Source organism: Frankia nepalensis (genome assembly GCF_016786325.1).
Classification (GTDB): domain Bacteria; phylum Actinomycetota; class Actinomycetes; order Frankiales; family Frankiaceae; genus Pseudofrankia; species Pseudofrankia nepalensis.
This window is the reverse complement of the sequence record NZ_JADWYU010000209.1, coordinates 13,520-31,564: the sequence shown is the minus strand read 5'-3', so window position 1 is coordinate 31,564 and position 18,045 is coordinate 13,520. Positions and strand designations below refer to the sequence as shown.

Below are 18,045 nucleotides of genomic sequence, written 5' to 3'. Positions count from 1 at the left end.
GCCGGCCGAACCGCCCCGCGGCCGCGGCCAGGATCTGCTCCCGGCCCCGCCGGAGCCGCGCCTGGCGGCGGACCTCGCGCGGGCGGAGCGGCGCGTCGACGGCGGCGCCGCCGACGCCGGACACGGCGGCGTCGGTGCCGGCATCGGTGCCGGGCGCGACGGCCCCGGGCGCCGCGGCCTCGCCCGCGGCGCCCACCGAGAGGGCGGTGGCCGGATTGGACGTCCGACCGGGCGAGGTGGGGGCCATGTACCCAGTGTCGCACCGGAGAAGGGCCGGCTGGCCTCCACCGACCCGCGCCGGCCCGGGTGGCGCGCTGTGGTGTGTTGTAACGGCGCAGGTGGTGGGTTCTATGAAAGCGCTGGTGACAGGTCGCCGAGCGCTGTCGCGTCGAGGACAGGCAGTCATGCCCTGCTTGGCCAGCCCGATTACTCCGTGTACGAATCGCTGGCCCCTGGCCGGGGTGGCGCGGCACACTATGAGAACGGTGCGTGAACCTGTGATGGCGCCATTCCGCATCGTTGTCCGCCCTGCGGGCCTGTTTCGTTCCAGTGGTGGCTGGATGCGTGGGGCCGCCGCCCGCCGTGGGGCGGTTGGTTGGCACGTGGGAACTACTCCCCGTGACGATTAACCATCGGTAGCCAAACGCCAGGCCTATTGTGTTGTTCTCGCGGTGCGATTCCAGGCCCTTTGGCGCGCGCCGTGGCACGTTGCCGATGCCCCGTCATCCCATGGATGCAAGGGGTCAGTACAGTTGCCTGCGTCAACCGGCAAGGCGAGGCCGGACGGCGGACCGGTAAATAGTGGTTCCCTCGGTGGCCTCCGGCCTGGTTGGCGCGAACGCGGATACCTGAGTGGCGTGGCTCGCCGCTCGGTCTCTTAGTCGCCGAAGACGTGGACCCGTATCCAAGGCGCCCTGGCCGCGGGCGTCGGACGAGAGGACCGGATGCTCCAGAACTGGCCCATCCGCTCGAAGCTGGTGGTAATTCTCATCGTCCCCTTGGTCGCCCTTGCCGTGCTCAGCGCGATACAGGTGCGAGGGAACGTCGACAGCGTCCAGTCAGCAAAGCGGATCAAGGCGCTCGCCGGCTTCTCCGTCGAGGTGAACACCCTGATCGCGGCGCTGCAGACCGAGCGTAACGGGACGAACACATTCGTCGGCTCGAACTACTTCGCGCCCCCCACGACTGCCACCAACCCCCGCGGAGCCGTGAACAGCGCGGTTATCGCCTACCGGACCGCCGAGCAGTCGCTGCCGGCGGACGCGCGCTCCACCCTCGGTGAGCTGCTGACAAGCGTCTCCGGGCGGCTCGACAAGCTGGCCGCGCAACGCCAGCTTCTCGACCGCAGGGAGGCGACACTCCAGCAGAACATCGAGTACTACGACGGCGTGATCAAGGACCTGCTCGGCCTGAACCCCCGGGTGGCCGGCGGCAGCCACAACACCAACCTGATTTCCGGCGCCAGCACGCTGACCGCTATCTCCCAGGCCAAGGAGGCCGCGGCCCAGCAGCGAGGCAACATCAACCGGATGTTCTTCCTGCGTCAGCAGACCGATCCGGCCCTCGTCCTGCAGATCCAGGACTCGATCGGCGCGGAGAAGGCCTGGCTGGCGCAGATGCTGTACACGGCGACGGACGAGCAGCAGCAGCTCTATGTGGGCTCCGTCGTGCCGGTGGCCACGAACGTCAACGGGATCCGGGACACGGTCCTCAACGCGACGCTGACCGGCGCGCAGCAGACGACGGACCCCGAGGTCTGGCTGGACATCTCCGAGCAGAAGATCGCCCGGATGCAGGAGGTCGAGCGCAAGGTCGCCACCGACCTGGCCGCGACCGCCGACCAGATCGCGAGCGACGCGGCGCAGGACGCGATCATCAACTCCCTGATCGTCGCGCTGGTGCTCGCGCTGTCGGTGCTCATCTCGCTGCTCGTCGCCAGCCCCATGATCCGCCAGCTGCGCCGGCTGCGGGAGGGCGCGCTCGAGGTCGCCGACCACCGGCTGCCCGACGTCGTCGACCGGCTGCACCGCGGCGACCCCGTCGACATCGAGGCCGAGTCGTTCCCCGTCCCGGCGACCACCCGCGACGAGATCGGGCAGGTGGCCGAGGCGTTCGGCACCGTCCACCAGGTCGCTGTGCGCACCGCGATCGAGCAGGCCGCGATGCGCAAGAGCATCGGGGACACGTTCCTCAACCTGGCCCGGCGCAGCCAGGCGCTCATCCACCGCCAGCTCAAGATCATCGACGCGCTGGAGCGCAAGGAGACCGACCCGGACGAGCTCGAGGAGCTGTTCCGCCTCGACCACCTGGCGACCCGTATGCGCCGTCACGCCGAGGACCTGATCGTGCTCTCCGGCTCCAAGCCCGCCCGTGGCTGGCGCCGGCCCGTTCCGATCAAGGACGTCGTCCGCGGCGCGGTCGCCGAGGTCGAGGACTACACCCGGGTCAAGGTGCTGCCGGTCGGTGGCGGCGCGATCAGTGGTCACGCCGTCGGTGACGTCATCCACATGCTCGCCGAGCTGATCGAGAACGCCACCTCGTTCTCCCCGCCGCACACCCCCGTGCACGTCACCGGCCACGAGGTGTCCAACGGTTTCGCCATCGAGATCGAGGACCGGGGCCTGGGCATGAACCCGGCGGAGTTCAAGGCCCTCAACGACCGGCTGGAGAACCCGCCGCCGTTCGACCTGACGACCTCCGAGCGCCTTGGCCTGTTCGTCGTCGGCCGCCTGGCCGAACGGCACACCATCAAGGTCCGGCTGCGCACCTCGCCGTACGGCGGCACGATGGCGATCGTCCTCATTCCCGGCACGCTGCTGCGCCAGGCGGACGGTGACTCGGCCACCGACGGCATGGCGATCGGCCCCGGCGACCACGACGACCGCGAGCTCGCCGCCGTCGGCGCGGGCAAGTCCACCAGCGACCAGACCGAGGCGCTCGACCTCGGCTCGTCCGCCGGGAGGCTCGCCCTTCCGCCGGCCTCGTCGACCGGCGCCCTGAACGGCGACGCCCCGGACCTGGAGGAGCCGCTCGATCCCGGCGCGGCCACGGGGGCGCTCGACCTGATGGCGGGACCACCGTCGGGCGCGCTGTCGCTGCCGGCCCCGGCCGGCGCCCTGTCCCCGGAGCAGCTGCCCGCCCCGCCGACGCTGGTCGACCCGATCCCGCCGATCCCGCCGGAGCTGCCCTCCGAGGACACCGGCCCGCGGCCGATGTTCGGGTCGCAGCCGGCCCGCGGGGACGACGAGCCGCTGATCGACGACCTGCCGGTGTTCGCCACGGTGCGGTCCAGCTGGTTCATCGCCGACCGCCCGCGCCGCACCGCCACCACGCCGCCGCCCGTCGCGGAGGACGACCCGCTGCTGGGCTCGTCGTCCGCCGCGGCGGCGCCGCCCCGGCCGCCGTACCCCGGCGGCTACACCCCGCCCATGCCCCCGGCGCAGAACCCCGCTGGCCCTCCGGCGGGCCGGTTCGGCGAGCTGCCCGCCCGGACCTCGCCGCGCCACCAGCAGCCCGCGGGCTGGGCCCCCCAGCCCTCCCCGCCTCCTCAGGCTCCCGCGGAGCCGCTCGGCCCGTCGACGCCGGCCGGCGGCTACGCCGCGGGACCCGGCCGGGCGCGCGGCGGGCGGGGGTCCCAGCCCGCGCCGCAGACCACCGACGTCGGGCTGCCGCGGCGGCAGCGGCGCGCGAACCTGGCGCCGGAGCTGCGCCGGGACAGCCCTCAGCCCGCCCGGGTGCCGCAGGTGCTGGCCGGTCCGCGTTCGCCGGAGGAGATCCGGTCGATGATGTCGTCCTTCCAGAGCAACTTCGGTCGCGGCCTGGCGGACGCGCAGGGTTCCAGTGACGGTGACGATCAGAGGAAGGTGACCTGATGAGCCCGGTTGGGCCGTCCGAGAACATGAGCTGGCTGCTCAACAACCTCGTGAAGAAGGTGCCTGAGGTCACCTACGCCATCGCGCTTTCCTCGGACGGTCTGCTGCTCGCCACGTCGGTGGGAATGGACCGGGCGACAGCCGACCAGCTGGCCGCCGTCGCCTCGGGCTTCAACAGCCTGGCCCGCGGGGCGGGACGGTTCTTCGGCGGGGGAAGCGTCAGACAGACGATTGTGGAAATGGAACAGGGTTTCCTGTTCGTCACCGCCGTCGGTGACGGCGCGTGCCTGGCGATCCTGTCGAGCCCGGGCGCGGACATCGGTCTGATCGCTTACGAGATGGCCCTCCTGGTCACCAGGGTGGGCGAGTTCCTCACGCCGGAGCTGCGGGCCGAGATGCAGGCCGCGCTGCCCATCTGACTAGCTGAGACGCCGAGGACGGAACAAGTCTCAGCCGGAACCTGAGGCAGGAGAGTCGCCAGTGTCGCGAGACGAGGAGTGGTTCGACGACGAGGCCGGCCCGGTCGTGCGTCCCTACGCGGTCACCGGGGGGCGCACGAGGCCGAGCAAGGGCTCGCTCGAGCTGGTCGCCCTGGTCACCACCACGTCGCACGGGCGGGCCGTGGCCAGCTCGCTCGACCCCGAGCAGCGCGCCATCGCGGCGCTCTGCCTGCGGCTGCAGTCCATCGTGGAGATTTCTGCCCGGCTGAACATTCCGGTCGGAGTCGTCCGTGTCCTCGTCGGCGACATGCTCGACGCGGGCCTGGTCACGGTGCACCGGCCAGCTCGACCCACGAACCGACCCGACCAGGCACTGATCGAGAAGGTGCTCGATGGACTACAGGCCCTCTAGCGCGAGGCCGCCCAGAACCGACGCCACGCCAGCCCCCAGCCCGGTAAAGATCATTATTGCCGGCGGGTTCGGCGTGGGCAAGACGACCTTCGTGGGCTCCGTGAGCGAGATCACCCCGCTGACGACAGAGGCCGCGATGACCGCCGCCAGCATCGGCATCGACGACACAACGGCCGTCGGCGGCAAGACGACCACGACCGTTGCCATGGACTTCGGTCGGATCAGCTTGCTGGACAGCGTGATCCTCTACCTGTTCGGCACCCCGGGCCAGGACCGGTTCTGGTTCATGTGGGACGAGCTGGTGCTCGGCGCGATCGGCGCGGTGGTGATGGTCGACACTCGCCGGCTCGCCGACTCGTTCCCGGCGATCGACTACTTCGAGGAGCGGGACATTCCGTTCCTCGTCGCGCTGAACCAGTTCGACGGCGCGAAGCGCTACGAGGTCGCTGACGTCCGCAAGGCGCTCGACATCGAGCCCAACCGGCCGGTCGTGATGTGCGACGCCCGACGCCGCGAGTCGGTCCGTCAGACGCTCGTCGCGCTGGTCCGGCACGCGCTGGAGGTGGTCGCGGCCGAGAACCGCGAGCGCGACCTGGCCGGCACCTGAGCCGGCCCGGGCGGCCTGGCGCCACGGCGCCGCGGCGGGGTGGGATGCCCTGCCGCGGCGGCGCCGGGCCGCCGGCCGGCGGTCGCGCGCGCCGCCGGTTCCGCCAGCAAAGCAACGTCTACCGGCCCGAAACGGTCAATGAGCATGAAGGGCGCAAGGGCGCGCAAGGGGACGCCGTGGGGGAGGCGCCCGGAGCCGGCGAGGCGGCGAGCCGGTCCCGGGTCGTCGGGCGGTGACCGGTCGGAGGAGCGGTGTTGGATCTGCTCGGCCTTGACGACGTCGCCGCGGCCGTCTACAGGCTGTGGCTGCGCGACGAGGACCTGAACCTGGAGACGGCCGCCGCCGCGCTGCGCCAGCCGACGGCCGTCGTCGCCCGGGCGCGGGACCGGCTGGTCGCCGTGTCGCTGCTGGTCCCCGCGCCGGACCGGTCCGGCCGGTTCGTCCCGGCGCATCCCGAGGCCCCGCTGGAGCAGCTCATCCAGGCGCAGCACCAGTTGCTCATCCGCCGTCACGAGCACCTGCTGCGTGCCCAGGAGCAGGTCACCGCGTTCGTCTCCGAGTTCCTCGCGACGCGGCCGGACCCGCCAGGCGGCGCGGGGCTGGACCGGGTCGCGACCGCGGCGGCGATACGCGCCGAGCTGGTCGCGATGATCGGCGCGGCCCAGCGGGAGGTGGTCTCGGTGCGCACGCGCGCGACGCTCGCGACGCTCGCCGCGGACCTGCTTCCGCTCGAGCTCGACGCGCTGCGCCGCGGGGTGCGGGTGCGCGCCGTCGTCGCCAGGCCGCGAGCGGGGCTCGCCTGGGCCTCGCCAGGCGTCGAGCACCTCGCCGAGGTGGTCTCCGCCGGCGCCCAGATCCGGCTCTCCAACGATCCCGCGGTCGACATCACGGTCGTCGACGGTCGGGCTGGCGTGGTCCGGCTCGCGCACGGCACGGGGGTCACCGGCGGCCCGGGCGGCGGTCCTGGCGACGGCGGGGCGCTGGTGATCCGCGGCGCCGACCTCGCCGAGCTCGCGACCCTGCTGTTCGACCATCTCTGGGAGTCCGCGGACCGCTTCGGGGTCGAGGTGGCGGCGGTGGAGGGCACGCTCGCCGGTGAGGTGGCGCTGGCCGCCGCCCGGGCCGAGGCCAGCGGGCCCCTCCGGTTCGCCGCGCCGGGGACCGCCGACCCGCGGTACGCGACCGCGGAGGACGACGGCCTGGAGGACGACGGCCCGACCGGGACCGAGGGGCTGGCGGGCGACGACGACGCGCCGCCGTCGCCGTCCGAGCTGCTGCTCCTGCGGCTGCTCGCGGACGGGGCGAAGGACGAGGCCGCGGCCCGCTCCCTGGGCGTCTCGGTCCGTACGGTCCGCCGGATGGTCGCCGACCTGATGCGCCGGCTCGACGCTCGCAGCCGGTTCCAGGCCGGCATTCTCGCCAAGCACCGCGGCTGGCTCTGACCCGTGAGCGGACCGGGCCCCCGCGCGCGCCAGCCGGGCCGAGCGGCCTGGGCGCGCCGGTCGCGGCCGCCGGCTCGCGCCGTCGACCCGGATCGCGCATCGTCGTGACCGACCGTGCCGCGCGGACCCGGCCCACAGTCGTCGCGGCCGACGGGCCGCCTCCGTGCCGGTTCCCCCGGCCACCGCCATGGCCGTGATCGCGATCGTGATCACGGCTACGATCGCGATCACGGCCGTGATCACGGCTGACGGGCGCGGGCCGCGCGGATGGCGCATGGCGCGGCGCGACGCCACCGGATGTAGCACGCCCGCGTTACGTCAATGAGTTGTGGCAACAGTGTGCCAACGCAACTAGTTGCCATCTCCAATACCCCCTTGAGGGGGGGACGAAGCTGGCCGCTCGGCTACAGACTGCCCATGAGACACCGCGTACGAACCGCGTGCGTCGATCGGCCTCCTGCCGGCCTGACAACACCGGCACGCCGTGCCCGGCCGGTATCGGCGCGCTCGCGGGCGCCGTTGGCACCATCCGGCCAGAACGACCGGCGGCCGGAGAGCGCCGAGACGGCGGCGACGGCACGCACCTGACAACGTGGCACGGCATGAAACTACGGCAGCGCGATAGTGACAACGCAATAAGGAGAGGCAGTGTTGACATCCCGCCCAGGTCCGCCCGCGCCGATCGCGGCACCGGTGGGGGGTGCGCGGTGAGCCACCGGACGCTGATCGTCGCCCGGATGAACCCCTCGGACGAGCAGGCCGTCGCGCAGATCTTCGCCGAGTCGGACGCCGGTGAGCTGCCGCACCTGGTCGGGGTGTCGCGCCGCGAGCTGTTCGCCTTCCACGGCCTGTACTTCCACCTCATCGAGGCGGAGGAGAGCATCAATACCCCGTTGGCGAATGTCCGTGAGCACCCGCTGTTCGTCGACGTCAACACCAAGCTGGAGAAATACATAAGCGCCTACGACCCGGAGACCTGGCGCGGGCCGCGCGACGCGATGGCCCGCGGCTTCTACACCTGGGAGGCCAAGCCCACCGGCTGAACCGGGCCGTCGCCGGGTCCGGAGCCTCGGCGTGCCCTGGCCATGTGTCAGGAGCGCCGGGAGGCCCCCAGGCCCGCCGTCGGCCCGCCAGCTCGCCTCCCGCGCCCCCGGCGCGCCGCGGCACCACCCCCGCCGCGCGCGCCTCACCGCGCGGGCACCGTCCCGGCCCCGCGTGGCCCCGGCTGGACCAGTCAGGGGCCCGCGCGGGCGGCTGGTCCGCTGACCGGCCCGGCGGCCTCGCGGCGCGCCGGCGCCGGCCAGGCCGGGCCAGGCCCGGTGAGACGGCGCCGAGAAACGCCGCGCGAAGGAAGCGGTGGGCGAGCGCCCGGCCCACCGCGACGCGGAAATTCTCGTCGCGGCATTCGCCCGGTGAGCGTCCGACGCTACCCATTTTCCGTTCCGCCGCTCGGCCGCATCGATGTTTCGGTGTTTTCTGGCGGGCTGTCGACCGCGCGCCATGGATTGTGGTTCCATGGTTGCCGCAACCGCCCGAAGGTGACGGCGACTACATTCTTGGTTCGTTCTTGACCAACTGGCCACCGACGGTGGTATTCCTGTGACACCCCTCGCCCCGCCAGGAGGAAAACCATGCCCCAGCAGTGGGACTCCGCCGCGCTGTTCGAATTTCTCGTGACCCAGGCCGGCCTTCCCGAGGACGACCTGCCGACCAGCCTCGACGTCACCTTCGAGGACATCGGCCTCGACTCGCTGGCGTACCTGCAACTGCAGTCGGAGGTGCTCGGAGCCGTCGGCGTCGAGCTCCCCGCCGACCCGCCGCCCGGCTACACCCTGGCCGACATCCTCGACGCCGTGAACCTCGCGCTCACCACCAGCTAGCCGTCTGACCAGCGTCTTTCATCGACGCCTTCACCCGCGCGGGCCCGCCGGTGCTCCCCGGCGCCGGCCGCGGCCCGCCGGCGGCCGCCCGGCCGTCGAACCCGACCCGAGGAGAGACCGTGAACGGGCACACCGACAACTCGATCTGGATCGACGCGGACATCGAAATCGTATGGACGATTACGAACGACCTCGAGTCGTGGCCGAACCTCTTCACCGAGTACGCCGCGGTGGAGATTCTCGAGGCCCGCGAGAACACCTTCAAGTTCCGTCTCACGATGCACCCGGACGAGAACGGGCAGGTGTGGAGCTGGGTGTCCGAGCGGACGCTCGACCCGGTGAACCACAAGGTACGCGCCTACCGCGTCGAGACCGGTCCGTTCGAGTTCATGCACATCGAGTGGACCTACGAGACCGAGGGCACCGGGACCCGGATGCGCTGGGTCCAGGACTTCCGGATGAAGCCGACCGCGCCGGTCGACACCCCCGGAATGGTGCAGCGTATCAACACCAACACCCCACGGGAGCAGGCCGCCATCAAGGAGAAGGTGGAGAAGGCCGCCCGCGAGGCCGCCGCCGCGTCCGCCACGGTCGCCGCCGGGAGCGCCCGGTGACCCCCGTCGCCGCGACCGACGCGGCCGTGAAGATCAAATCCATTCACGACGTCCCGGCCAACCGGCGCCGCGGCGGTGACATCCGCACCATCCTGTCGCCGGCCACCGTCGGCTCGAAGTCCGGCTTCATGGGCACCCTCACGCTGGCCCCCGGCGAGGTCGTCACCGAGCACTGGCATCCGTACTCGGAGGAGTTCCTCTTCTGCGTACGCGGCCAGGTGACCATCCGCCTGGACGGCGAGGAGTACCTGCTGCCCGCCGAGAGCGGCGTGCACCTGCCCGTCGGCACCCGGCACCGGCTGGTGAACACCGGCGACGAGGAGGCGTTCTTCGTCTTCTGCTCCGGTCCGCTCGCGCCGCGGCCTGACCTCGGCCACGTCGACACCGAGGCGCTGTCCCCCGCGCAGGCGGCGGCACCGCATCCCCACGTGGGCAACGCATGACACGCAGACGCACCGCCATCACCGGCGTCGGCGTGGTGGCTCCGGGCGGCGCCAGCCGCAAGGAGTTCTGGTCAATGATCACCGAGGGCCGGACGGCGACCCGCCGGCTGTCGTTCTTCGACCCGACGCCGTTTCGTTCCCAGGTCGCGGCCGAGTGCGACTTCGACCCGGCCGCCGCGGGACTCTCTCCTCGCGAGGTGGCCCGTAACGACCGGTTCGTGCAGTTCGCGCTGGTCGCGGCCGCCGAGGCGGTGGCGGACTCGGGCCTGGATCTCGCCGCGGCCGGCGGCGAGGCGGGCGACGGACCGGTCGTCGGCGTCAGCCTCGGGAGCGCCGTCGGCGCCACCACCCGGCTGGAGAACGAGTACGTCGCGGTCAGCGACGGCGGCCGGCACTGGGAGGTCGACCCGACCTACGCCAGCCAGTTCCTGTACCACGCGCTGGTCCCCAGTTGCCTGGCCACCGAGGTCGCGACCAGGTTCGGCGCGCACGGCCCGTCGTTCGTCGTGTCCACCGGGTGCACGTCCGGCATCGACGCGATCGGCTACGCCCACCAGCTCATCGTCGACGGCGAGGCCGACGTCATGATCGCTGGAGCCTCGGACGCGCCGCTGTCGCCGATCTCGATCGCCTGCTTCGACGCGATCCGGGCGACCTCGGCGCGCAACGACGACCCGGAGCACGCCTCCCGGCCGTTCGACGCCAGCCGCGACGGGTTCGTCATGGGGGAGGGCAGCGCGGTCCTCGTCCTCGAGGAGTACGAGCGCGCCGTCGCCCGCGGCGCGCACATCTACGCCGAGGTCGGCGGTTACGCCTCCCGGTCGAACGCGTTCCACATGACGGGGCTGCGCCCGGACGGCCTGGAGATGGCCGAGGCGATCCGGCTGGCCCTCGACGAGGCCCGCGTCGACCCGCGTGCCGTCGACTACGTCAACGCGCACGGCTCCGGCACCAAGCAGAACGACCGACACGAGACGGCCGCCTTCAAACGCTCGCTCGGCGCGCACGCCTACCAGGTCCCCGTCAGCTCGCTGAAGTCGATGGTCGGGCATTCGCTCGGCGCGATCGGCTCGATCGAGGTCGCCGCCTGCGCGCTGACCATCGAGCACGACGTCGTCCCACCGACGGCGAACTACTCCACCCGTGACCCCGAGTGCGACCTGGACTACGTGCCCAACGTCGCCCGCGACCACAAGGTCGACGTCGCGCTGTCCGTCGGCTCCGGCTTCGGTGGTTTCCAGTCCGCGATCGTGCTGACCGCCCCCGGGCGGGCGGCGTGAGCGCAGGAGCAAGCGAGCGGAGTGGTCGTCCGAGGTACGAGGACGGCCGCGGAGTTCGTGCGGCGACGGAGCGAACCCGAGAAACAGTGAGCGCAGGAACCCCGGACACCGTCGTCGAGCCCGCCGACGCGGCGGGCGAGCGGTACTCGCCGCTCGCCCGGCCCGTCGTCACCGGGCTGGGCGTCGTCGCGCCGAACGGCGTCGGCGTCGAGGAGCACTGGGCGGCGACGCTGCGGGGCGACCTGGCGATCACTCCGATCACCCGGTTCGACGTGTCCGGCTACGCGGCCCGGCTCGCCGGACAGGTCCCGGACTTCGACCCGAACGACTACCTCGACAACCGGTTCATCGTGCAGACCGACCGATGGACCTGGTTCGGCATGGCGGCCTCGAAGCTGGCGTTCGCCGACGCCGGCTACGACCCGGCGACCCGCGACGCGTACGACACGTCAGTGATCTTCGGGGCGGGCTCGGGGGGCAACGACTTCGGCCAGAAGGAGCTGTCCCGGCTGCACACCCGGGGACGCACCGCGGTGTCCGTCTACCAGTCGATCGCCTGGTTCTACGCGGCGACGACCGGCCAGACCTCGATCCGCCATGGCCTGAAGGGCCCCTCGGGAGTCGTCGTCACCGACGCCGCCGGCGGGCTGGACAGCCTTGCCCAGGCCCGCCGCACGATCCGGCGCGGCACCCCGAGCGTGCTCGCCGGCGCCGCCGAGTCGGGCCTGACCCCGTACGCGCTGACCTGCCACCTCTCCAGCGGCCGGGTCAGTACCGGAGCCGACCCGCGGGCCGCCTACAAGCCGTTCGACGTGAACGCGAACGGCTACCTGCCCGGCGAGGGCGGCGCGACGCTGCTCGTCGAGCACCCGGCGGCCGCCGCCGAGCGCGGCGCGCCCAAGGTGTACGGCGAGATCGCCGGCTACGCCGCCACCCACGACGCCCACCACCACAGCCAGCCGGCGCCGGGCCCCACCTGGCTCGTGGCCGCGATGCGCCGCGCGCTGGCCGACGCGGCCGTCGAGCCCGGCGACGTCGACGTCGTGTTCGCCGACGGCGCCGGCTCGCCGGACCTGGACGCGCTGGAGGCGGCGGCGCTGCGCGAGGTGTTCGGCGCGAACGCCGTCCCGGTGACCGCGCCGCAGGGATTCGTCGGGCGGCTGTGCGCCGGCGGCTCGGCGCTGACGGTCGCCACCGCGCTGCTCGCGCTGCGCGACGGAGTGCTGCCCGCGGTCGGCAACCTCGACGAGCCCGACCCGGCCCACGGCCTGGACCTGGTGCGCGAGCCGCGCCCCTGCCCGGCCCGGGTCGCGATGGTCGTCGCGCGCGGTTTCGGTGGGTTCAACAGCGTCCTGGTCCTGCGCCGTGGCGCCTGACCGGCCGTCGGGCGCGTGGGGCCTCGCCGGCGGCGCGCGCCCGGCGGGCCCCACCGCCCCGCGGCCGCCAGGCGCCCGGCCGCGCCGGTGCGCGTGCCCGGCGACCAGCGCCGGCTGACCGGCCGACCCACCCAGCACCAGTCCGGTCCCTGACGCCGGAACCGACACATCCCTGAGATGAGGAACTCGATGTTCGCAGACCTGGCCGGCAAGCGCGCGCTGGTGACTGGCGGCACCCGCGGGATCGGCCGCGCGGTCGTCCTGGGCCTGGCCCGCGCCGGCGCCGACGTGGTCGTCAGCCACCAGCGGGAGAGCGAGGCCGCGGAAAGCCTGCGCCGCGAGCTGAAGGAGACCGGCGGCAACCACCTCGTGAAGATCGCCGATGCCACCGACCCGGCGGCGCTCGCCGCGCTGGTCGAGGCCACCGGCAAGCACCTCGGCGGCCTCGACATCGTCGTGAACAACGTCGGCACGATCAACCACGTCCCCTACGACAAGCTGTCGTTCGCGGACTGGAACGCGGTGCTGACCACCAACCTGACCGCGACCCACCTGGTCACTCAGGGCGCGCTGCCGCTGCTGGGGGAGGCGGGCAGCGTCATCAACGTCGGCTCCGGCGCGGGTGTCGTCGGCGTGCCGCTGCGGGCGCACTACACCGCCGCGAAGACCGGCCTGATCGGCCTGACCCGGTCGCTGTCCAAGGAGCTCGGAGCCAAGGGCATCCGGGTCAACCTGGTCACCCCCGGCGTCACCGAGACCGACCACGCCGCCGGCATGCCCGACTCGGTGCGTGCCGCCTACACCAACCGGATCCCGCTTGGCCGGCTCGGCACCTCCGAGGAGGTCGCGGCCGTGGTGCTCTTCCTCGCCAGCGACGTGTCCAGCTACGTCAACGGCGCCAACTTCTCGGTCGACGGGGGGATCTGACGATGGCCGACACCGCCACCGCGGCCACGCCCGCGGCGCCGGCCGGCGGCGAGGAGCTGACGGCCGAGGAGCTGACGGCCGAGGTCGTCGACGCGGTCATGGCCGTCGGCGACGGGACCGGAGCCGACCCGGCGGACCTGCCCTTCCGCGTGATGCTCACGATGCGGGTCCACCCCGGCATGGAGGACGAGTTCGAGCGCACCTGGCTGCGCATCGGCGACGGCATCACCTCCAACGCCGCCAACCTGGGACAGTGGCTGGTCCGCTCCGCCGATGAGCCGAGCACCTACTACATCGTCAGTGACTGGGTGAACGAGCGGCTCTTCCGCGAGTGGGAGAAGACCCCCGGCCACCTCGAGCACCGCAAGATCCTGCACCCGCTGCGGGCGAGCGGCTCGATGCTCACCGGAGCCGTCGTCGCCCACCTCCCCGGGGCCGCCAGCGCGGCCGACGCCACCGGCGAGGCGTCCACGGAGGCCGTGGCCGGATGAGCCGGGTACGGGTGATGATCTGGGCGGTCGACCCGGCCGACGCGCCTGGGGCCGTCGAGGCCGCATATCACGAGATCAGCTCCCAGCTGGTCGGCACGCCCGGCCTGCTGGGTAATCAGCTGATGCGCTCGGCGCACGACCCTTCCCGGTTCGTCGTCGTCAGCGAGTGGGCCGGTATGGCCGAGTTCGTGGCCTGGGAGCGGGACGCGAGCCACAAGCCCACCACCTCGCCGCTGCGGCCCCTGCAGGACCCCGATCGCCGTCCGGTGATCTACGAGCAGGTGGCCGCCTACGGCGAGACCGGCGCGCTGGCCGAAGCCGGGCGGTGAGCCGGCAGGCCTCAGCTCGTCCCGGCCCGGGGTGACACCGCCCCGAGGCGGCGTCACCCCGGGCCGGCCCCGTCCGCGGCCCGTTCACCGACGTCCCGGCCGCCCACGCTCGGGGTTGGCGGCGGGGACACCATCCATTCGCAGGGGGATTTCCATGAGGGTGCTCTTCACCACCGTGCCGATGCACGGCCACTTCTACCCGATGGTCCCGCTCGCCCACGCGTTCCGGGCGGCGGGGCACGAGGTCCTGGTGGCCACGCCCGCGAGCCTCACCGACGGGGTCATCGCAGCGGGCCTCCCGGCCGCCCTCACCGGGCCGGAGCTCGGGATCGCGCAGATCATGATGATCGACCGCGAGGGCAGGCCGGTGCCCCCGGCCCTGACGCCAGCGGAGATCATGGCCTCGGGAGGCCGGGCGTGGGGCCGGCTCGCGGCGCGCACGCTGCCCGCGACCACCGCGATCGTCGAGGGCTGGAAGCCCGACCTGGTCGTCTCCGAGCCGAGCGAGTTCGCCGGCCCGCTGCTCGCGGCCAAGCACGGCATCCCGTGGGTGCGGCACAACTGGGGCGTCACCTCGTTGCCCGGCAGCGTGCCGTTCACCGCCGAGGAGATGGCCGGCGAACTGGCCGAACTGGGTGCCGCTGGGCTGCCGAAGCCGGACGCGGTGGTGAAGGTGTGCCCGCCGAGCCTGGCGAACGACGAGGACCCCGACGGGCTGACCGTCCGCTACGTGCCCTTCAACGGGCCCGGTGTCCTGCCGGAGTGGGCGCTGGAGGAGCGCGCGAAGCCCCGGGTCCTGCTGACCTTCGGCAGCGTCGTGCCGCAGCTGCGGTTCAAGGACTTCGGCGGGATCCTCGCCGAGCTGGCCGCCGGCCTGCCGGCGCTCGGCGCGGACATCGTCGTGGGGGCCGACCCGGCGGCGGCCAGCCGGCTCACCGATCTGCCGGACGGGGTGCGCGCGGTCGGCTGGCAGCCGCTCAACCTGGCGCTGCCCGCCTGCGACCTGCTGGTCCACCACGGCGGGTCGGGCTCGATGCTCACCGCGCTCGCGCTCGGCACACCGCAGCTGGCGCTGCCGCAGCACTCCGACCAGTTCGTCAACTCGTTCGCGCTCGCCGGGATCGGTGCCGGCCGCATGATCATGCCGGACAAGCTGTCCGTCGACGCCGTCCTCGACCAGGCGCGCGAACTGCTCGCGGACCCCGGCTACCGGGAGAAGTCCGCGGCGGTTGCCGCCGAGATCGCCGGCCAGCCGTCGCCGGCGGAGCTGGTCACGACCCTGGCCGGCCTCGTCGGCGGCTGATCCCGGACCGTCGCGAGCCGGGCCGGACCTTCCAGGCAGCTCCCCCTCGGCTGCCCTGGCGCGGCTCGCGGCCCGGCTTTCGGCCTCGCCGGTCGGAGCTGGTCAAGGCTGGTCGGAACGTCCTGCCCGGGGCGCCGAGCGGCGGCGAGCGCTGGCCCGGTCCGGTCGGGTGGACGCGCTGTGGCAGGGTGTTCCGAGTACGAGCGGCCGGGTGATCTGGCAGGGTGGCTGGCAGGTCGGGATCGGCACACGGGAGCCGCTGGTGGGGGACGAGCTGGTACGGGTGCTGGGGATCGACGCGTGCCCCGGAGGCTGGGTCGCGATCGAGCTCGTCGGCGGCACCTTCGCCGCCGCCCACTTCGCCGCCGAGCTGCGCACCCTCGTCGACACGACGACCGTCGGCGTGATCGGCGTCGACATGCCGCTTGGCCTGCTCACCGAGGGCTGGCGCGAAGCCGACCACGCCGCCCGCGCCGTGCTCGGCCCGCGCAGAGCCAGCGTCTTCCTCGTCCCGCCGCGCACGGTGTGGGAGCGGCGTGACTTCGACGCCGCCAACGCCCACTGCCGTGCTCTTACCGGCAACGGCCTCACCCAGCAGTCCTGGGGGCTGCGGCACAAGGTGCTCGAGGCCGACGCGCTGCGCGAACGGATGCCCTCCCGGCTCTACGAGATCCACCCCGAGGTGGCGTTCGCCGCGATGGCCGCCCGTCCGCGCGCCGACCCGGCCGCCGACTGGATGGCGATGGTCGCCGCCGGTCGCGAGACCGGCGACCTGATCCCCAGCGACATCCTGGCGGCAGGGGGGCGCGCCGTCGTCGCCCGGGGCGTCCCACGCCTCCCCACGCACATCCCGCTGGTCCATGCCAAGACGACGTGGGCCGGCGCGGCCCGCCGCCGCGCGCTGCTGCGCGCCGCCGGCATCGTGCTGCCCGACGACCTCGGCCCGGCCAACTCCGTGCCGCCGGTGGACGTGCTCGACGCGGCCGCGGTGGGCTGGAGCGCGCACCGGATCGCCACCGGTCACGCCGGGCGCCTTCCGGGCACCGGCCAGGCCCAGCTCGACGACCGCGCCGAACCCATCGCCATCTGGTACTGATCCGCGTCCGGTACCGACCCGGCCTGGTTCGGTCGTACCGTGCCACCGTGCCCGACCGCGGGGCGCGTCAGGGTAACGCGCTGACGGTGTAGTCGACGGAGGGGCCGGGCTGGCCGGCCATACGGCCCTTCATCGGGACGACGCGGTAGGCGACCGTGACGCCCGGCAGCAGCGGATCGCTGGTCCAGCTGTAGCCGGAGACGGATGCCGGCACGCGGATGAACGCCTGCTCGTTCCAGGACACGACCCGACGCTCGACGACGTACTGGGTGGCGCCCGGGGTGGCCGGCCAGGTGAGCGTGACCCGGGTGTCGCCCGGAGCCGCCTGGGCCACCGTCGGCGGACGACCGGTGCCCGGCCACGGGACGTTGTCGGGCACGGGGCCGAACGGGGCGCCCAGGCCCAGGCTGGCGAGGGCGTCCGCGAAGCCGCGGGCGATGAGCAGCTCGCCGTGCGGGGTCGGGTGCGAGCCGTCCCAGGCGTCGCGCAGTGGATCGAATCCGATCTCCGTGCGCGCGACCACGACCTTGGAAGCGGGCGTCGACCAGGCCGCCGCCTGTTCATCCACGAGACTGTTGAACACCCCGGCCTGCGGCAGGTTAAGGCTGTTGTCGCGGAAGTCGGCCCGGGGGAGCACGTGCCCGAGCACGAACGTCATTCGCGGGTTCACCCGCCGGACGTTGTCGATGAACTGCTTCATCAGCACGACTGTGTCCGCCGGGAGCGTCCAGTACGTCAGGTCGTTCGCCCCCAGCAGGACCAGCACGACGTCCGCCGGGGTCGCGCGTACCGCCGCTTCGATCGCCGGGACTTCGTTACGCAGCGAATCGCCCCACAGGGCATGGTGTTCCCGGTCGAACCGCGGGTCCGCGTAGTCGGTCGAGCCACCCTTGTCGGCGACGTTGTCCCAGACGTCCGCCCGGTCACCGACGAAGTCCACCCGGCCGGGCGCGGTGCGGGCCAGGTGCTCGGCCAGGCGGTAGCGCCAGGTGTAGTCCCCGGCCGACTCGTGCGTGATCGAATCACCGACGATCATGACGCGCTGGGGTGGCGGCGGCGGGGAGGCCGGCGCGGCCGGGGCCGCCGACCCGCGGCAGCCGCCGAGGGTGACCAGCGCCACGGCCAGCAGCGCAGCCAGGAGCACCGCCAGGAGCGCGGCCAGGCGGCCGGTGGCGGCCCTGCTGCGCACCCGCGCCTCCCCGGTGATCTGGACGCTCCGGCTGGACCGGAGAAGGGGGTCAGCGAGCCGGCGCCGGGCCTCCGACCGTCCGGCCCGCCCATTCTGCCGGCCGCCACCCAACCCCTGCCCAAGGTGCCCACCCGCGTGCCCGGAGTGACCACCATCTCAGTCCCGCGCGTATCGCGCCGCCCGGCGGCCGTCCCGAGCGGATGGCGCCTTCGACCTGGCGGCGCGGATTCAGGATGGAGACAGCCCGGCGCAGGGACGGCCGCCGCGGCGGATCGAGGCGGCGGCCGCCGCCGGAGCCAGGCCGCCACCGGACCAGCGGTCACCCGACCGCGGCGGGGGCAGCC

17 protein-coding genes and 1 pseudogene are annotated in these 18,045 nt (G+C 73.1%); 16 read left to right on the top strand and 2 right to left on the bottom strand.

Features of this window, described 5'->3' with window-relative positions:
* Positions 1 to 247, bottom strand: a pseudogene (locus I6A81_RS33330) (hypothetical protein); the annotation flags it as partial.
* Positions 248 to 944: 697 nt separating this feature from the next.
* Between I6A81_RS33330 and I6A81_RS33325 the strand changes: the two are divergent.
* The 16 genes from I6A81_RS33325 to I6A81_RS33250 all read left to right on the top strand — a co-directional run bounded on the left by I6A81_RS33325 (position 945) and on the right by I6A81_RS33250 (position 16,512).
* Positions 945 to 3,872, top strand: coding sequence for a nitrate- and nitrite sensing domain-containing protein (locus I6A81_RS33325; RefSeq protein ID WP_203010400.1), 2,928 nt, complete (start codon positions 945 to 947; stop codon positions 3,870 to 3,872).
* On the top strand, positions 3,872 to 4,291 hold the full coding sequence (locus I6A81_RS33320) for a roadblock/LC7 domain-containing protein (protein ID WP_203007422.1): 420 nt from the start codon (positions 3,872 to 3,874) through the stop codon (positions 4,289 to 4,291). The genes I6A81_RS33325 and I6A81_RS33320 overlap by 1 nt, the downstream gene beginning before the upstream one ends.
* Before the next feature lie 61 nt (positions 4,292 to 4,352).
* The gene (locus tag I6A81_RS33315; RefSeq protein ID WP_203007421.1) at positions 4,353 to 4,724 is read left to right on the top strand and encodes a DUF742 domain-containing protein; all 372 of its coding nucleotides are present in this window, start codon (positions 4,353 to 4,355) and stop codon (positions 4,722 to 4,724) included.
* A complete protein-coding gene (locus I6A81_RS33310; RefSeq protein WP_203007420.1) occupies positions 4,705 to 5,331 on the top strand; it encodes a GTP-binding protein in 627 nt (208 codons plus the stop codon). Before I6A81_RS33315 ends, I6A81_RS33310 begins: the two co-directional genes overlap by 20 nt.
* A gap of 254 nt (positions 5,332 to 5,585) precedes the next feature.
* The gene (locus I6A81_RS44245) at positions 5,586 to 6,773 is read left to right on the top strand and encodes a LuxR C-terminal-related transcriptional regulator (protein ID WP_238430957.1); all 1,188 of its coding nucleotides are present in this window, start codon (positions 5,586 to 5,588) and stop codon (positions 6,771 to 6,773) included.
* Between the two features lie 707 nt (positions 6,774 to 7,480).
* A complete protein-coding gene (locus I6A81_RS33300) occupies positions 7,481 to 7,816 on the top strand; it encodes a TcmI family type II polyketide cyclase (RefSeq protein ID WP_307875090.1) in 336 nt (111 codons plus the stop codon).
* 588 nt (positions 7,817 to 8,404) lie between these two features.
* A complete protein-coding gene (locus I6A81_RS33295) occupies positions 8,405 to 8,653 on the top strand; it encodes an acyl carrier protein (protein ID WP_203007418.1) in 249 nt (82 codons plus the stop codon).
* A gap of 119 nt (positions 8,654 to 8,772) precedes the next feature.
* Entirely contained in the window at positions 8,773 to 9,267 is a 495-nt protein-coding gene (locus I6A81_RS33290; RefSeq protein ID WP_203007417.1) for an SRPBCC family protein, read from the top strand.
* A complete protein-coding gene (locus I6A81_RS33285; RefSeq protein WP_203007416.1) occupies positions 9,264 to 9,710 on the top strand; it encodes a cupin domain-containing protein in 447 nt (148 codons plus the stop codon). Before I6A81_RS33290 ends, I6A81_RS33285 begins: the two co-directional genes overlap by 4 nt.
* A complete protein-coding gene (locus tag I6A81_RS33280; protein WP_203007415.1) occupies positions 9,707 to 10,990 on the top strand; it encodes a beta-ketoacyl-[acyl-carrier-protein] synthase family protein in 1,284 nt (427 codons plus the stop codon). The genes I6A81_RS33285 and I6A81_RS33280 overlap by 4 nt, the downstream gene beginning before the upstream one ends.
* 86 nt (positions 10,991 to 11,076) lie before the next feature.
* Positions 11,077 to 12,366: a beta-ketoacyl synthase N-terminal-like domain-containing protein gene (locus I6A81_RS33275; RefSeq protein ID WP_203007414.1), complete on the top strand. Its 1,290-nt coding sequence runs from the start codon at positions 11,077 to 11,079 to the stop codon at positions 12,364 to 12,366.
* A 189-nt stretch (positions 12,367 to 12,555) separates the two neighbouring features.
* A complete protein-coding gene (locus I6A81_RS33270; protein WP_203005925.1) occupies positions 12,556 to 13,293 on the top strand; it encodes an SDR family NAD(P)-dependent oxidoreductase in 738 nt (245 codons plus the stop codon).
* A 152-nt stretch (positions 13,294 to 13,445) separates the two neighbouring features.
* Entirely contained in the window at positions 13,446 to 13,784 is a 339-nt protein-coding gene (locus I6A81_RS33265; protein ID WP_285222933.1) for an antibiotic biosynthesis monooxygenase family protein, read from the top strand.
* The gene (locus I6A81_RS33260) at positions 13,781 to 14,113 is read left to right on the top strand and encodes an antibiotic biosynthesis monooxygenase family protein (protein WP_203005926.1); all 333 of its coding nucleotides are present in this window, start codon (positions 13,781 to 13,783) and stop codon (positions 14,111 to 14,113) included. The genes I6A81_RS33265 and I6A81_RS33260 overlap by 4 nt, the downstream gene beginning before the upstream one ends.
* A gap of 154 nt (positions 14,114 to 14,267) precedes the next feature.
* Positions 14,268 to 15,416 carry a nucleotide disphospho-sugar-binding domain-containing protein gene (locus tag I6A81_RS33255; protein WP_203005927.1) on the top strand — a complete coding sequence of 383 codons (1,149 nt, stop codon included), beginning with the start codon at positions 14,268 to 14,270 and terminating at the stop codon, positions 15,414 to 15,416.
* A 211-nt stretch (positions 15,417 to 15,627) separates the two neighbouring features.
* Complete coding sequence (locus I6A81_RS33250; protein ID WP_307875088.1) at positions 15,628 to 16,512, top strand: DUF429 domain-containing protein; 885 nt, start codon at positions 15,628 to 15,630, stop codon at positions 16,510 to 16,512.
* Between the two features lie 67 nt (positions 16,513 to 16,579).
* On the opposite strand, the gene I6A81_RS33245 is transcribed toward I6A81_RS33250, so the two are convergent.
* A complete protein-coding gene (locus I6A81_RS33245; RefSeq protein WP_307875087.1) occupies positions 16,580 to 17,701 on the bottom strand; it encodes a GDSL-type esterase/lipase family protein in 1,122 nt (373 codons plus the stop codon).
* Positions 17,702 to 18,045 lie beyond the last annotated feature (344 nt).

What these genes read in the sequence shown, in the direction of transcription:
- I6A81_RS33325 (WP_203010400.1), top strand. Translation starts at nt 945, where the DNA reads ATGCTCCAGAACTGGCCCATCCGCTCGAAGCTGGTGGTAATTCTCATC.
- I6A81_RS33320 (WP_203007422.1), top strand. Translation starts at nt 3,872, where the DNA reads ATGAGCCCGGTTGGGCCGTCCGAGAACATGAGCTGGCTGCTCAACAAC.
- I6A81_RS33310 (WP_203007420.1), top strand. Translation starts at nt 4,705, where the DNA reads ATGGACTACAGGCCCTCTAGCGCGAGGCCGCCCAGAACCGACGCCACG.
- I6A81_RS33295 (WP_203007418.1), top strand. Translation starts at nt 8,405, where the DNA reads ATGCCCCAGCAGTGGGACTCCGCCGCGCTGTTCGAATTTCTCGTGACC.
- I6A81_RS33280 (WP_203007415.1), top strand. Translation starts at nt 9,707, where the DNA reads ATGACACGCAGACGCACCGCCATCACCGGCGTCGGCGTGGTGGCTCCG.
- I6A81_RS33270 (WP_203005925.1), top strand. Translation starts at nt 12,556, where the DNA reads ATGTTCGCAGACCTGGCCGGCAAGCGCGCGCTGGTGACTGGCGGCACC.
- I6A81_RS33265 (WP_285222933.1), top strand. Translation starts at nt 13,446, where the DNA reads ATGCTCACGATGCGGGTCCACCCCGGCATGGAGGACGAGTTCGAGCGC.
- I6A81_RS33260 (WP_203005926.1), top strand. Translation starts at nt 13,781, where the DNA reads ATGAGCCGGGTACGGGTGATGATCTGGGCGGTCGACCCGGCCGACGCG.
- I6A81_RS33255 (WP_203005927.1), top strand. Translation starts at nt 14,268, where the DNA reads ATGAGGGTGCTCTTCACCACCGTGCCGATGCACGGCCACTTCTACCCG.